The following is a 14,335-nucleotide window of genomic DNA, read 5'->3' as shown; positions in this document are numbered from 1 at the left end:
AGGATAACGAGATAGGGAGGAAGCCGTCGATTCGACAGGCTTCTTCTTTTTTTTGTGCGCGAAACGGACCCGAGGACCCATTTTTGCCCGCCGCCTTCAAAACGTTGAAAGTCCGGCCGATATACAAAGATATACAGAAGGCAGAACAGAGAACAGAGGCTTATAGCGTTACTTCCTGATGGAAGGAGGGGCAGCATGGATGATCCGAAGAATGAAGATCCGAAATATTTAAAAAACTATATTAAAGAACATCCGACCAATAAAATGGCGTGGTATTTGTTAGGGCGCCAGTATGCCGCCAAGGGAGAGGAAGGGAAAGCGAACTACTGCTTCGCCCAGGCCGGCGAGGTGTACCGTGCGTTTGAGAACAGCGCCGCCTTTACGAATCCGCTCGAAGACGAAGAACCGGCGGAGGAGACGGCAGACCGGACGGAGCAGACCGTCAACGGCAGGCCGGCTCGCTGGCGTAAAATCGCCGTTGTGCTCCTGCTGCTGCTTCTCGGAAGCCATATTCCGTTTCAGGACGACCGGTTCGAACGGTCTGCGGCGGAAGTGGCGGCAGGCGACCGGCTCGGACAGGATGCACAAAACCCGGCGGTGGAAACGGGCGGCAGTGCCGAATCCGCCGCAGGCGGGAAGTTCGGCGTGGTGTATACCCGGCCAGGCGGCGGTTCCGGTTCCGGATCATCGCGAACGAACCAGATCGCGGATATGCTGAACCGGCTTTACTCCAGATCGCAGGAGAAAGCCGAATCGCTGCTGCTCGCCGATCCGACATGGAGCGGGGACGGCAGATGGCTGCTGTGGACAGCGCGTACGAAACCGATCGTGACGGCACAGCGGCCGGACCATGCGGCTCCCGACGCCAAGCTTACTTATTACGATGCCGCGGCTTGCCAGTGCGAGCCTGCTGACGCAGCCGCGCCTTCGGCCCAATACGTCAAATGGCAAAATGACGAGCTGCAGAAGCTGATCGTCCGCTCCTCCGCAGCAGCCTATGAGCAGCAAAACGGAAAGCCGCCGGAGCAGATCGAGCAGATGGCACAAAACTACCCGGATAATCTGATGACGGGTTATACCGCTGTGATGAAGAGAGAGTTCGAGGTATGGCTGGCGGAACGGAAAAACGGGCAGTCCGCCACTTCCGGCGGCGAGCCGCAGCCGGGACAACCTTCCGGGACGGCGCCTGCCGCAGCGAATCCGGGGAACGGAGAACTGCTGCCGGCATCGGAAGCTTTGAAGGAGCCGCTGCGCATTATGGTCGATATTACGACACATCGTTTGGCGGTTGTGAGCGGCAATGTGCTGCTGCGCAGCTACCCCGTAGGCTTGGGAGGCGACCGCACGCCGGAAGGTGAATTTCAGATCTCGGAGAAAGTGCGCAATCCGAACGGAAGAGACAACGGTACGTTCGGCAGCCGCGGCATGACGCTCTCCGATACGTTGTACGCGATACACGGCACGAACCAGCCTTCCAGCATCGGCCAAGACAAGTCGCTCGGGTGCATCCGCATGCTGAAGCCGGATGTGGAGGAGCTGTTCGATATGGTTCCGATCGGCACGAAAGTAACGATCGGGCGGGATCTGCCGCTGCCTGACGAGACGCTGCGTGCTGCAGAGCCGCTGAAGCTGCCTTCGGTATCGGACGAGACGAATCCGAACAAAGTATACAAATGGCTGGACTAACCGGCATTTCTAGGACGGCCATCCCGGGTATTGGAGCACATAATCACGGAATTGGACGGCAGAGGGAGTGAGATGTCGGGTCTCGCTCCAGGCTAAGCCGATCGTCCGACGGCACACGGGATCTGCAATTGGCAGGCGGGCGAGGTTCGTCATATCGATGCCCGACACGTGAGGCAGCAGTGTAATGCCGAGACCCGCTTTGACGAATCCGAGGGCACTTACCGCTTCATCGCTCTCGAACGCGATGTCGGGTGCGATTCCCGCTTGTTCGAATGCGTCCTCGAATATAGTCCGCGTCCCGTAACCGCGCTTCAGGACAATAAACGTTTCTTCGGCCAGCTCGTGAAGCGAGACTTGCTCGCGGCCCGCCAGCTTGTGACCGGCCGGCACGACGACATACATATCTTCCGTCCACAGCTGTGCCCATTCGATCCCGGGTCTTGTTTCTGTAATCGAAGACATGCAGAAATCAAGCTCGCCCTGCTCCAACTGATCCAGCATGACACTTGTGGAGTTTTGGAACAGCTGAAAATGAATTTGGGGGTATAGCTGAAGAAAGGACCGTACCAGATTGGGGACGGAGCTAAAGCCGAGCGTCTTCAAAAAAGCGAGAGAGACCGTTCCGCGATCCGGGTCTTGCAGCTCTGCAATTTCCCGCTTGGCGTCAATGATTTCCTGGAGCACGCGCGTCGTTCTCCGGTAGAACATTTCGCCGTAACGATTCAGCTTCACCTGCCTTCCGATCCGGTCGAACAAAGGGACTCCCAGCTCCTGCTCCAGCTTGGCGATCGAGCGGCTTAAGGTCGGCTGCGAGACAGCCAGTTTGTCCGCTGCGCGCGTAAAATGCTCCTCCTGCGCCACGATTTGAAAATACTCCAGCTGCTGCCATTCCATCATTTCGTCTCCTTACATCACGTATTCTATTGATTACATAATAACATCGAATAGATAGAGATTATACATTGGACGTCATGCGCAATCCGGTGTTTAATGAGAAGTAGCGGGAATGAAGCTGGAAATTAAAGCAGGATTCGAAGGATGATCTGCCTATGAGGGAGGATGTCCATGATCAAGTGCGGAATGAGTGAGCTCGTAATAACGCCGCCGCTTGGCAGTCCCATACCGGGGGCGGGGAACGAACGCATCTCGACGGGAGTCAAGGACGATCTGTTCGTCAAGGCGCTGGTGCTTGAATCGGACCGGATCACGGTCGTGTTTCTTGTTCTGGACGCAATCGATATCGCCAGGCCGGACGCGGAGGCGATTCGCCGCAAGGTGCAGGAGCAGACCGGCATCGCATACGAGCATATCATCGTTTCGGCGACGCATGCGCATACGTCGGGTCCGACGATCGAGACGAGTTATGTGAAAGCGGTGGACGCCGCCTATGTGCAGTGGATGATTCAAAAAGCTGCGGATGCGGCAGCAATTGCTTATGCCAGCCGGCAGGAGGCGCGGATCGGCTTCGGTCTCGGAGCGGAACGCGACATCGCGTTCAACCGCAGATTCCGCATGCGGGACGGATCGGTCCGCACCAATCCGGGCATCGGCCATCCGGATATTGTCGGACCGGAAGGGCCAACCGATCCCGACGTTCCGGTAATCCGCATCGACGATCCCGAAGGCCGCCCGATCGGGATCGTTACGAACTATGCTTGTCATGCCGACGTGGTGGGCGGACTGGAATACAGCGGCGATTACCCCGGCGAATTAAGCGCGGCGCTCAAGCGCGTGTACGGCGATCAGGCGGTCAGCCTCTTTTTTCAAGGGGCGAGCGGGAATATCAATCATATCGACGTCAGCGGACGAATAACGTTTGACCGGTCGGTGCATTACAAGAAAATGGGCCGGATTCTGGCGGGAGAAGCGATCCGCACGCGGGAAAAAGCGGAGACGCACGCAAGCCTCGATATACGAGTCGAACGTGTGTTCGTTCCAATCCGCTACAGGAAGCCATCGGAGGAAGAATTGGCGGTTGCGGGGCAGGTGCTGCAAGCGGAGGAGCGTTACCCCAGAAACGAGGTAAACTTCGCCCGTCAGGCGATGGAGCTTGCGGCACGGGAGGAAGAGGAGACGGAGGCTGAAATTCACGCGGTCGGTTTCGGACCGGATACGGCGCTCGTTTGCCTGCCTGCCGAACTTTTCGTCGAGTTCGGTCTTGCGATCAAACAAAGCTCCCCCTTCCGGCTCACGATCGTGAACGAGCTGTCCAATGGTTCGGTGAGCGGTTATGTGTGCACGCCCGAGGCGTACGGCAGCGGAGGGTACGAGAACCGGCTCCGGAAATACAGCAGGCTGCAGCCGGAGGCCGGGGAGCGGTTCGTACGGCGGGCGTTGGAGCTGTTGGAGAAAGTAAAGCTGGGTTATGCAGACGCAAGCGCAAACGCAAATGCATCAGACAAGGAGCATGAATGAAGCGAGAGACGATGAAACGAAGAGACGGCACCCGAAGCCAAGCAGCGTGAGCGGTTACCCGAAGCGACAAAATCCCCGTCAGCGGCTTGCCGTCTGTACGGGGATTTTGCTGTGTGGGGGTCCGGGTTCGAGCCTAAGGATTCCAGATCAGCAGAATAATCATAAACAAAACAAAAGCGGCAAGGATCGAGCCGACCCAGATGATCGCCTTCTTGTTCAGTTTATCCTTCTTTTTGTAGGAGTAGCTTGGTTTCCGGTTCGCCAAATGAATCAACCTTCCTTCCGAACATGCCCAGCATGCATTTAAGCCTATTATAGCAAAAGAACAGCCGCCCTGAAAGGGCTTTCAATCGCAAGGGTTGTCAACACTCCCGAAATGATATCCGCCACTTTCTTTTTGCTTCAGAAACAGATAAACTGTTCGATAGAGTCCAAGACAGAACGGAGTGTACTTCTCATGCTTTACCGCACTATTGCCAAACCGGTATTGTTCCGGCTTGATCCGGAGAAAGCCCATCATGTCACGGTGGACGGGCTGGGTGCCGCCACCCGCGTTCCCGGCATGACCGGGGTGTTGCAAGGCCTGTTCGGAGTTGTCAGCAAGCCGGAGACGACCGTTTCGTTATGCGGATTGACGTTTCCGAATCCGGTCGGCTTGGCCGCCGGGCTTGATAAAAATGCAAAGGCGGTTCGCGGCTTTGCCTCGCTCGGCTTCGGGTTTATGGAGGTCGGGACGGTAACGCCGAGACCGCAGCTGGGCAACGAGAAGCCGAGATTGTTCCGGCTGCCGAGCGATGATGCGCTTATTAACCGGATGGGCTTCAACAATGTCGGCGCGAGGGTGATGGCCGCCCACTTGAGGCAGGCGGGAGCCCAGCGTATTCCGGTCGCAGTGAATATCGGCAAAAACAAGGATACGCCGAATGAGCTGGCCGAAGAGGATTACCGGATCTGCGTCCGCGAGCTGTATCCGTACGGCGACTTCTTCGTCGTGAACATCAGCTCGCCGAATACGCCGGGACTGCGCAACCTTCAGCATGGAGCGGAGCTGCGAAGCCTGGTCGCCGCAGTCAAAGACGAGATGCAGCAGCAAAGCGCCGCGAAGAAGCTGCCGCTGAAGCCGGTGTTCGTGAAGATTGCGCCGGACGTCACAGGCACCGAGCTTGAATATATGGTCGAGACGCTCGCCGCCAGCGGCATCTCCGGGGTGATCGCCACGAATACGACGATCGGCCGGGAAGGACTGACCCATCCTCATGCGAAAGAAACCGGCGGCTTAAGCGGTAGGCCGCTGACCTCGAAGTCGACGGAAGTGATCCGCACCGTCTACCGGCTTACCGGCGGCAAGCTACCGATCATAGGCTCCGGGGGTATATTTACGGCGGAAGACGCATATGAAAAAATACGGGCGGGGGCCAGCCTCGTCGAAGTATATACGGCTCTGATCTATAAGGGACCGGAGCTGCTGAGGGAACTAAACGATGGATTGCTCCGCTTATTGCAGCGTGACGGCTATACGCATATTTCGCAAGCCGTAGGCGCGGACGCGAAGGCGTGACAACGTTTCAGGAGGCGGGCGTATGGACAGCAGGGATTGGAAAAAGTTTTTGATTCCATACGAACAGTCGGTCGAGGAGCTGAAAGTGAAGTTCAAGACGCTCCGCACAGAGATGAAGGCGCGGGATGAGTATTCCCCGATCGAATTCGTGACGGGAAGAGTGAAGCGGATCTCAAGCATATTGGATAAGGCGAAACGGCTTCATGTACCGATGGACCGACTGGAGGAAGGGATCGAGGATATAGCCGGAATCCGCATCATGTGTCAATTCATCCAGGATATACAGCGGTTGTCGGAGCTGATCCGGCAGCGGAAAGACATGTCGGTTATTTACGAGAAAGATTATATTACCAACTACAAGGAAAGCGGCTACCGCAGCTACCACATCATCGTAGAATACCCGGTTCAGACCTCGCTCGGTCAAAAAAACGTATTGGCCGAACTCCAGATCCGGACGCTGGCGATGAACTTCTGGGCGACGATCGAGCATTCGCTCAGTTACAAATATAAGGAAAGATTGCCCGAGCAGGTAAAGCTGAGGCTGCAAAAAGCGGCCGAGGCGGCTAACGCGCTCGATCAGGAGATGTCGAGCATCCGCAAGGAGATTATGGATGCCCAGAAGCTGTTTGAAGATAACTCCAACCTGGTGTCGAAGGTGTTGAACCATATTCAGGACTTGTACTACTACCACCGGGTTCGCGAAGCGGCTAACTTTCAACTGAAATTTAACGAGCTGTGGGAGTCGGAAGACATCTGGAATTTGCGGCTGCTGTCTTTGCAGGTCGAGGAAGCGGTTCTCCGAGCCAAAAAAACGGACCCGACGTGAACGTCAGCCGGCGAGCATTATCGGTTTGTGCCCGAGCCCCTCATATTCGCCGCCGGCGTCTGATGAGCGGGCTCCTTTCCTTCAATCGATCGCTGGAGGCGAAGTTATGTTTATCGGTTATGATAATCTGTACATCGAGTTTTTGTACTACTTTAACGTAGAGCGGGACTATTTCGAATGTCATGAGGTGATGGAGGAGCTCTGGATGGAAGAGGGACGCAATCCGCTTCATCAAGGGCTGCTTCAGATTGCAGTCGCTTTGTACCATCACCGCAACGGCAACGTCGGCGGGGCGATCAAACTGTTCAACCAAGGAATCGAGAAGCTGCAGTTTTACCCGAAGATGACGATGGGGATCGATCTGGGCAAGCTGCTGGCGGACTCAGAGGCGTATTTGACGAAGCTGGAACAGATCGACGAGAAGCCGTTCGACTTCTACGATCTCGATATTGCGATCGTCCATTCCGAGCTGGCTGCGATGGTCGAGGAGCTGAAGCAGTTTCCACCGGTAAAGGAGGATTGAAGGGCAAAGGGCGGATGCTTGGCGGATAAAGGCAGATTCCAGCCCGCGACAGGCAGGGCGACGCCAGTTGTCCGGAGAAAAACAACAGCGGCCGTCCCGACCGGGAACAACCGCTGTTGCGTCTGCCTTGCGACGATGTGCTGGCTTGCTTAAACTTACTTTTTCTTGGCGTCTTCGAAAAAGGTCTTGAACGTATCGCTCGAATGACCAGGCTGCCCGTCATGGCTGACGCCGCCTTCGAGACGCTGGACTTCCTTGCCGCCCTTGTAGTAGATGAGCGTTGGCGTTGCCGTAATCTTAAATTCGTTCCAGCCGGCTTCGTATTCCCACACGTTCAACTGCTTCAGATCGACCCCGGCATCCTTGGCGATCGGGTTCAATACCGGTGTAGTCGCCCGGCAGTGGACGCACGTCGTCGAGAAATAGTAGACGTACATATCTTTCTTGTCGTCCAGCGCCGCCTTCAGATCCGCCGGCTTAATAATGTTCTGGTAGTTCGGATCGTTCAGCTGGGCGAGCGTCTCCGGACGCAGCTTGGCGCCTTCGACTCCGTACAGCTGCTTAGCTTTCTCATTTGTCGCCGCATCGATCTTGCTGGCGCGGGATTGTTCCTTGGCCTTTTCGCTTTGTTGATTTACAATGAACAATAGAGCGAAAAGCGCTACAATGACTCCCAAATAAATCATTAGCTTTTTCACAAATTCACCTCAAGATGATCAAGTTTGGGGCACACCATTCTATTACGTATTCTACCTCCACTCCTTGTTTTCCTCCCGGACAAGTCTGGGAAAAAGATGATCATTTTATGAACAAAGCAAGCATCGCCTGCCCTGCATCAACGTTTCCCGCCCGGATGGACGAAATCGCCGGACGGGATGCTGAACAACGAATACCGGCAAGCTGGAGGTCGACTTCAATGGGGAAAAAACTTAGACTGGATAAAATCCTTGCGCATATGGGCTACGGCTCCCGAAGCGAGATCCGAAGACTGGTCAAGCAGGGAAACGTAGAAGTCGGAGGCAAGGTCGTCAAAGATTTCGGGCTGCAGGTCGATCCCGAGCAGGAGACGGTAACGATCGGTGGAGAACGGGTCGAGTTTCGCGAGTTTATCTATTTGATGCTGAACAAGCCGCAAGGAGTCGTCTCGGCCACGGAGGATACGAGAGACCGTACGGTGCTTGACGTGCTGGAAGGCGAATACGTTCATTTCGAGCCGTTTCCGGTAGGACGTCTGGATAAAGATACGGAAGGGCTGCTGCTTCTGACCAATGACGGCAAGCTTGCCCATAATTTGCTGTCCCCCCGCAAGCATGTGCCCAAAACGTATTTTGCCGAAGTCGAGGGGGCTGTCGGAGCTTCCGATGCTGCGGCTTTCGAGAAGGGGGTTGCGCTGGACGACGGTTATGTGACGATGCCGGCCAAGCTCGTCGTTTTGGCGGAGGGCGACCCTGCCGCCGGCCGGGTATCCAAAATCGAGCTGACGATTACGGAAGGGAAGTTTCATCAAGTAAAGCGGATGTTTCAGGCGGTCGGCAAAAAAGTCGTGTTCCTAAAACGGATCTCGATGGGACCGCTGCTGCTCGATGAGCACCTGGCGCCGGGACAATTCCGGGAGCTGACCGAGGAGGAGCTGGCGCAGTTGAAGGGCGATGCGGGACATTAACCGCAAATTCGTATACAAGGCGGATAAACAGATAAAGAGGGAGAGAAACGATGAACTACAGGCTGATTGCACTCGATGTGGACGGAACTTTGCTGAACGACCGGTACGAGCTTACGGAAAGGACGAAGCGGACGGTTCGGGACGTCCACGAAGCGGGCGCGACGATCGTGCTGTGCACCGGGCGCTCGCCGGTTAATACACTGCCGATCATGGAGGAGCTGGGCCTGGAAGGGACGCTTATTACGCATAATGGAGCTGCGACCGTCCTCTCCTCCGATCGGAGTGTAGTTGCGGAATGCCCGTTCGAGATGGAACAGCTGCATCCGCTGATCCGGTACTGCCGCGAGCACCGGGTCCACATGGACTTGTGCACGCCGTTCAACTCGTTTGTCGAAGGGGCGATCGGGGAGACGGAGACGGCGATGTATGCGAAATTTATGCTGGAGCCGTCGCGGACGGACGATCTTGCCCGGTTGTCTGTCTCTCCCGTCAAATTTACCGCGTTCGCCGATAAAGAAACGATGGACCGGGTCGAGCGCGATTGGCTGGCGATGGAGCTGCCGCTGGCGATTATCCGCAGCGGCGATTACTTCATCGATGTGATGCATCCGGAGGCGACCAAGGGTAACTCGCTGAAGCGGCTGGCCGATTCGCTCGGCATCGACCGCTCCCAGGTGATGGCGATCGGCAATTATTTCAACGATGTGGAGATGATCCGGTTTGCCGGCCTCGGAATTGCCATGGACAATTCGCCGGACGGCGTAAAGGAGGCGGCCGACGCCGTCACCGCCTCCAACAACGAAGACGGCGTGCATCTGGCATTGGTCCGGCATGTGCTGGAGGCCGGAGAACTGCTGCATACCAAAAAGGATTGACGCCCGGAGGCGCCAATCCTTTTTGGTTATACAGGAACACAGGCGTTGCCGTTTCCTGTGACGAACGGAGCTCCCCCAAAAGCGGCAGCCGTTCGTTGCGGAGCACAACCGCGCTTTCGGGGGCAGTGTTACTGCCAAGAGGGTGATCTTATTTGCTGTCTCTTCGTAAGCGAATGTGGACAGAGCCCGATATTAGTAGATGAACGGACGGGATACGATCACCAACAGGATGAACAGAACAAGAATAACGCCAGTCGACGTGACAAGTCCTCCAACTCCAGACATTGCAATTCCTCCCCTAGTGATTGTATTCCCGGATGCGCCCTGCGGTTCCATGCAGGTGCCGGCGGGCATTGACTGTAAGGTTACGCACCCGGTATACAAATAACATATGGCGACGGACGCACAAAGGACTGGACATTTGCCCGTACGCATAGAAATTAGGCGCGCTTAGGATAATAAAGGGGGAAATGGGATTTTACCGAAAGGGGACAGATCAAAGTGGCAGCGATCACCTATAGGCCTGACCTGAAAACGGCCGGCGGAGAAGTAACCGAACTCCTTCTGGACGGTACGTTCGTCGGAGCGATGACCCTGGTATACCGGGAAGGCCAGCGATTGTCCGGCTCGATTCAGCTCGATAGCGAGTCGTTATCCGCCGTCTCGGAGAACCTCGCGCTCCGCGCCGCCAAAGATTACGTTAGGCAGTTGGCGGATGCGCTGCAAGTCCGGGAGTGCGAAGTGATCGTTACCTGCAGCGCTTACGAACACCTCCTGTCTTCCGAGTCCGGCGAGGAGGACCCGTACGGACGATATGACAAGGTCCGGTTCCACGATGACGAGGACCTGGAGGTTACCGATATCGATCCGGACGAGATCGATACGATGGAGATGGTTTCCCGGTTCGGGAACATGGACTGGGAGCTGGTTATTATCGGGGAAACCCGCAACCGGGTCGAATACCATCTGTACGACCGCGACGGAGATCTGCTTGCGGAATCGACGGTCCGTTTATTCGGAGCGGATGCGGTCGGGGAGATCGAATGGAAGGTCGAACCTTCGGACGAGGCGACCGAACATTTGGCCGATCTGATCGTATCCGATTTTAATCCCGACGAAGTCGACACGTTCGTGCTTCATATGAAATTCGACGACAGGATCGTCGAGACGATCGAGCTGACGCATGAGGACTTGCTTGATGAGCACGGCTGGCTGGCGGACAGGGAACTGGAACTGGAGCCGGAGCTGGTGATGCCGGAGCCGGATAGCGGAAACAACTATTCGGTCATTCTGGTCCGGGACGACGGAGATACGCTAACCTACGACTTGTATGAGCAGTCTCACGGCGGACTGCCGGTCGGTCAGGCGACCGTCGACACCAGCAGCTGCGAGCTGACCGGCTTTATCGATTTCCGTCATCCGGAAAGTCCGGAGGACCGGGAGCTGATCGGGATGCTGCTTATGCGCGAGCTCGATAAAGAACGGGAATGCCGGTCGCTTAACTTGACGATGCTGGTGAACAACAAACGAATCGACGAAATATGTTTCGGTACGGAAACGCTGCATTAAGCCGGTGATTTCCGTTCGCGGCGCAGACGGGCATCTCCGGTTGATCGGGAGGTGCCCGTTTTTTCATGACCGACTGCCGAATAGGGAGAGATGAGGCGTTGATCGAATTTACCCCGGAATGCGCAGCCCTTTCGGCAAATGGTTTTTGATTAAACCATCGCTTGCCTTGCCCCACCCCAGCGGGAAGCCTTCGACCGTTACCGCCGTCCACCCCGATAAATCGTCTGCGGCGGCGATCGTCTCGCCTCTCAAGTAGCCGCTGAGCTCGGGGCTGTCCGCAGCGTAGTCGGCGGTATGCCGGCACATGCCGGCTGTGACGGCGAGTGCCAACGAATGAGCGGGCTCGGCGCGGTTTTTTTTGATATGGGCGAGATGAAGTCCCGGCCGTAGCGTCTTGAGGCCGTTCAGATCGGCTGCCGAGAGCTTCAGGCCGGGAGCCGCCGGAAGCACGTACAGCTGATCGCCGAACAGGACGGGCTCGCCCTGCGGCGGTTCGAAGCCCGGAACCGTCTCCTTCATCATCGCGTCCGCGAGCTTTACGGCTTCCCGCAGAAGCTTATCCGGCGGTTCCGCCCCGCCCTTGCCGCGCCGGCCCTGATTGCTGCGGGAGCCGGAAGAGACAGGTGCTGCGCTGTCCCCGCTTTTGCGCAGCAAAGCCGCGAAATGCCCTTCTCCGCGAACCCGGTGAGGCCACAGCCGCTCGATTTTTAGTACCGAGAAGGCAGGGTGGGCTTGCGTAAACCGTTCGAGGACTTCTTCGTTTTCTTCGCGGTTAAACGTACAGGTGGAGTAAACGAGCGCTCCTCCGGGCTTCAGCATCAACGCTGCGGATTCCAGAATGTCCAGCTGGCGGTCGGCGCACATCCGTACATGGTCTGGTGACCATTCGGCGACGGCGTCCGGATCTTTGCGGAACATTCCTTCTCCGGAGCAAGGGGCGTCCAGCATAATCTTATCGAACGCGGCGGGAAACTTGCGGGCCAGCTCGTCCGGCGACGCGCTCGTGACGACGGCGTTTGCGACGCCCATCCGTTCCACGTTTTCGGACAATATTTTGGCCCGGGCCGGGTGGATTTCGTTGGCCATCAGAACGCCGCGGTTGCCCAGCTTGCCTGCGATTTGCGTCGTTTTGCCGCCGGGAGCGGCGGCCAGGTCGAGAACGATGTCTCCGGGCTGCGGATCGAGCAGCTCGGCGGAAGACATCGCGGACGGCTCTTGAATATAATAAATACCCGCTTGATGGAACGGATGCTTCCCGGGTCTGGCCGACTCTTCATAATAGTAACCGTCCGGACACCACGGTACCGGGCTAAGGCCGAACTGACGGAATATCGGGTCCAGCCGCGGATCGTCTGTAAGTCGCCCCGTTGTCGCTTTTAGCGGATTCAGTCTGAGCCCGAGCAAACGGGGCAGTTCGTAGGTTTGCAGGAAAGCGCCGGCGTCATCCCCCAGTTGGGAGCGAATCCGGTCTATAAAAAGGGGAGGGAGCTGTATCATTCCGTTTTTTCTCCTTCGGTATCGGGGCTAGTCGCTGTTAGAGTTCGTTAAAATGCACAAGAAGGCGTCAACCTTTCTCTAACAAGAACATGATTATTATACTCGCCGATGAGGCCGGAGAAAAGTTTTTTGCTGCAGCGGAAGGAGAACCAGGAGTGGAGCGGGGATTAACCGTAGGGGAGCCGGACCGAGATAGAAGCCTGCCGTGTAAAAAAGATCCGGCTGAACAAAGCTGTTCATCGCGTGCGACCTGCAGCGTAGGCGACCGCTTATCCTGCGGCGGAAAGCGTCCGGTTTCGGTTTTGTAAAAATGAAATCAAAAAAGCCGCAATCGCGGCTTTTGAGTGTTTACGTGGATTGTAGAAGTCCATTCCGAGCTTACCCCGGAAGAGGCAAGAGTGGCCGGCGGCCAGCGCCCCCAGACCCCTTTTTCAAAACAGAGATGTGCAGCTCCGTATGGTGTGTTACCTCTCGGCGGGCAACGCATGTTTGGAGGCGGCGGGCATATTCGAAGAATATTTAACCACTTTGTTTTTGCCGGTCGTTTTCGCTGCGTACATCGCCTGATCCGCCTGCGCGACCAACTGCTCGGCGGTAATCCCTTTGCGGGATTTGGTGTAGCCGACGCTGACCGTCACTCCGGCATCGCTCTCGACGCGCGCCCGCACTTTCTCGGCGAACTTGGCCATATCAACGGAGGAGTCGGTTACGAGAATGACCATTTCTTCACCGCCGAACCGGCCGGCAATCCCGATATCTTCGCTTTCCTCGATCATGATGTTCGCTACTTCCTTTAACGCTTCGTCGCCGGCCTGATGACCGAGCGTATCGTTCAGCTTCTTGAAGTTGTCGATATCGCTGAACAGCACCGACACCGTGTAGCCGTGCTTGATATACTGCGCCGCCCGGCCTAGCAGAAACCGGCGGTTGTATAGCCCGGTCAAGCCGTCCGTTATCGAGGAGCGGTAGCTAGCCTGCATCAATTCCACGATTCGTTCGAACAGCAGCAGGAACAGGATAAAATAATACAGCAGCGGCACATACAGCTCGGCCAGCGTAAGGAAGACGTGCGGCTCTTCCATCATATACAGATTGACCAGGTGCGACAAATGGACGATAAAATAGACAAACAGTCCGAACTTGTACGTCCGTGCTTGCCCGATCCGGTCCGGAATCGTCAAATAACAGACGAACAGGATCAGCAGCAGAAACAGATCGAGGCCGATCTGCTCGAGCGTGGCGATCTGTTCCGGAGACCCGGCGAACAAGCGCGGCACATTGATCCGGAATGCGGCTAGCACAACCGTAACGATCAGCGTAAAATAAAAATAAAGGTGATGACGACTTTTTGTGGAATTATATAGCTGGTAGATCGCCCGGTTGATCATCACAAAAGCGGCGACTTCGAGCGTCTGTACGAAGAGGTCGGCCCAACCGGCAGGCTTGTCAGGAGTCAGCGCGAGCGCGATTTGCAGCACATATTGGATGACAAAAGCGAATACCGCTACCGTCAGCGACAAGTAAGCTTTGCGCCGGCGGCTGGTGAACAGGCGGACCGACATGACCAGAATCATGATCAGAATGACCAGAATGCCGGTATACGAATACACCTGGGCGTACGTTCCGATAAAAAGCGCAGATAAACTCACAATGGCCTCCGTTCATTCGACTCGATTCGACTACATTATATCATCAGAACGAATAAACATCGACGGACAATTTT

14 protein-coding genes are annotated in these 14,335 nt (G+C 56.2%); 8 read left to right on the top strand and 6 right to left on the bottom strand.

The genetic code is table 11. From position 1 onward, the window contains the following. Positions 1-195: 195 nt before the first annotated feature. The gene (locus IDH45_RS25960; RefSeq protein WP_190931055.1) at positions 196-1,686 is read left to right on the top strand and encodes a L,D-transpeptidase; all 1,491 of its coding nucleotides are present in this window, start codon (positions 196-198) and stop codon (positions 1,684-1,686) included. A gap of 9 nt (positions 1,687-1,695) precedes the next feature. On the opposite strand, the gene IDH45_RS25955 is transcribed toward IDH45_RS25960, so the two are convergent. Beyond that, complete coding sequence (locus IDH45_RS25955; protein WP_190931054.1) at positions 1,696-2,580, bottom strand: LysR family transcriptional regulator; 885 nt, start codon at positions 2,578-2,580, stop codon at positions 1,696-1,698. 171 nt (positions 2,581-2,751) lie between these two features. Here IDH45_RS25955 and IDH45_RS25950 point away from each other — a divergent pair, with 171 nt between their 5' ends. Then, complete coding sequence (locus IDH45_RS25950) at positions 2,752-4,101, top strand: hypothetical protein (RefSeq protein ID WP_190931053.1); 1,350 nt, start codon at positions 2,752-2,754, stop codon at positions 4,099-4,101. A gap of 133 nt (positions 4,102-4,234) precedes the next feature. Here IDH45_RS25950 and IDH45_RS34775 read toward each other — a convergent pair whose 3' ends face one another. After that, positions 4,235-4,366, bottom strand: a complete 132-nt coding sequence (locus IDH45_RS34775; protein ID WP_263364861.1) for a hypothetical protein — start codon at positions 4,364-4,366, stop codon at positions 4,235-4,237. Between the two features lie 192 nt (positions 4,367-4,558). On the opposite strand from IDH45_RS34775, the gene IDH45_RS25945 reads away from it, so the two are divergent. The 3 genes from IDH45_RS25945 (at position 4,559) to IDH45_RS25935 (ending at position 7,008) form a co-directional block, all read left to right on the top strand. Then, complete coding sequence (locus IDH45_RS25945) at positions 4,559-5,659, top strand: quinone-dependent dihydroorotate dehydrogenase (RefSeq protein ID WP_190931052.1); 1,101 nt, start codon at positions 4,559-4,561, stop codon at positions 5,657-5,659. Positions 5,660-5,681: 22 nt separating this feature from the next. Further along, complete coding sequence (locus IDH45_RS25940) at positions 5,682-6,485, top strand: GTP pyrophosphokinase (RefSeq protein ID WP_190931051.1); 804 nt, start codon at positions 5,682-5,684, stop codon at positions 6,483-6,485. Positions 6,486-6,591: 106 nt separating this feature from the next. Further along, on the top strand, positions 6,592-7,008 hold the full coding sequence (locus IDH45_RS25935) for a DUF309 domain-containing protein (RefSeq protein WP_190931050.1): 417 nt from the start codon (positions 6,592-6,594) through the stop codon (positions 7,006-7,008). A gap of 155 nt (positions 7,009-7,163) precedes the next feature. On the opposite strand, the gene IDH45_RS25930 is transcribed toward IDH45_RS25935, so the two are convergent. Next, a complete protein-coding gene (locus tag IDH45_RS25930) occupies positions 7,164-7,706 on the bottom strand; it encodes a thioredoxin family protein (protein WP_190931049.1) in 543 nt (180 codons plus the stop codon). A 218-nt stretch (positions 7,707-7,924) separates the two neighbouring features. Here IDH45_RS25930 and IDH45_RS25925 point away from each other — a divergent pair, with 218 nt between their 5' ends. Next, positions 7,925-8,671, top strand: a complete 747-nt coding sequence (locus IDH45_RS25925) for a pseudouridine synthase (protein ID WP_190931048.1) — start codon at positions 7,925-7,927, stop codon at positions 8,669-8,671. Between the two features lie 50 nt (positions 8,672-8,721). After that, positions 8,722-9,546: a Cof-type HAD-IIB family hydrolase gene (locus IDH45_RS25920; protein ID WP_190931047.1), complete on the top strand. Its 825-nt coding sequence runs from the start codon at positions 8,722-8,724 to the stop codon at positions 9,544-9,546. Between the two features lie 192 nt (positions 9,547-9,738). On the opposite strand, the gene IDH45_RS25915 is transcribed toward IDH45_RS25920, so the two are convergent. Beyond that, positions 9,739-9,831, bottom strand: a complete 93-nt coding sequence (locus tag IDH45_RS25915; RefSeq protein ID WP_190931046.1) for a sporulation protein YjcZ — start codon at positions 9,829-9,831, stop codon at positions 9,739-9,741. A 216-nt stretch (positions 9,832-10,047) separates the two neighbouring features. Between IDH45_RS25915 and IDH45_RS25910 the strand changes: the two genes are divergently transcribed. Beyond that, positions 10,048-11,115: a hypothetical protein gene (locus tag IDH45_RS25910; RefSeq protein ID WP_190931045.1), complete on the top strand. Its 1,068-nt coding sequence runs from the start codon at positions 10,048-10,050 to the stop codon at positions 11,113-11,115. A gap of 108 nt (positions 11,116-11,223) precedes the next feature. Here IDH45_RS25910 and IDH45_RS25905 read toward each other — a convergent pair whose 3' ends face one another. Both IDH45_RS25905 and IDH45_RS35095 read right to left on the bottom strand, forming a co-directional pair. Further along, positions 11,224-12,612 carry an RsmB/NOP family class I SAM-dependent RNA methyltransferase gene (locus tag IDH45_RS25905; RefSeq protein WP_190931044.1) on the bottom strand — a complete coding sequence of 463 codons (1,389 nt, stop codon included), beginning with the start codon at positions 12,610-12,612 and terminating at the stop codon, positions 11,224-11,226. 464 nt (positions 12,613-13,076) lie between these two features. After that, entirely contained in the window at positions 13,077-14,261 is a 1,185-nt protein-coding gene (locus IDH45_RS35095) for a GGDEF domain-containing protein (RefSeq protein WP_190931043.1), read from the bottom strand. Positions 14,262-14,335 lie beyond the last annotated feature (74 nt).

Source organism: Paenibacillus oceani (assembly GCF_014705615.1).
Taxonomy (GTDB): domain Bacteria; phylum Bacillota; class Bacilli; order Paenibacillales; family NBRC-103111; genus Paenibacillus_AB; species Paenibacillus_AB oceani.
The sequence above is the reverse complement of the archived record's forward strand: the minus strand, read 5'-3'. Positions and strand labels throughout refer to the sequence as shown.

What these genes read in the sequence shown, in the direction of transcription:
- IDH45_RS25955 (WP_190931054.1), bottom strand. Translation starts at nt 2,580, where the DNA reads ATGGAATGGCAGCAGCTGGAGTATTTTCAAATCGTGGCGCAGGAGGAG.
- IDH45_RS25935 (WP_190931050.1), top strand. Translation starts at nt 6,592, where the DNA reads ATGTTTATCGGTTATGATAATCTGTACATCGAGTTTTTGTACTACTTT.
- IDH45_RS25945 (WP_190931052.1), top strand. Translation starts at nt 4,559, where the DNA reads ATGCTTTACCGCACTATTGCCAAACCGGTATTGTTCCGGCTTGATCCG.
- IDH45_RS25950 (WP_190931053.1), top strand. Translation starts at nt 2,752, where the DNA reads ATGATCAAGTGCGGAATGAGTGAGCTCGTAATAACGCCGCCGCTTGGC.
- IDH45_RS25940 (WP_190931051.1), top strand. Translation starts at nt 5,682, where the DNA reads ATGGACAGCAGGGATTGGAAAAAGTTTTTGATTCCATACGAACAGTCG.
- IDH45_RS25960 (WP_190931055.1), top strand. Translation starts at nt 196, where the DNA reads ATGGATGATCCGAAGAATGAAGATCCGAAATATTTAAAAAACTATATT.
- IDH45_RS25925 (WP_190931048.1), top strand. Translation starts at nt 7,925, where the DNA reads ATGGGGAAAAAACTTAGACTGGATAAAATCCTTGCGCATATGGGCTAC.
- IDH45_RS25920 (WP_190931047.1), top strand. Translation starts at nt 8,722, where the DNA reads ATGAACTACAGGCTGATTGCACTCGATGTGGACGGAACTTTGCTGAAC.
- IDH45_RS25905 (WP_190931044.1), bottom strand. Translation starts at nt 12,612, where the DNA reads ATGATACAGCTCCCTCCCCTTTTTATAGACCGGATTCGCTCCCAACTG.
- IDH45_RS25915 (WP_190931046.1), bottom strand. Translation starts at nt 9,831, where the DNA reads ATGTCTGGAGTTGGAGGACTTGTCACGTCGACTGGCGTTATTCTTGTT.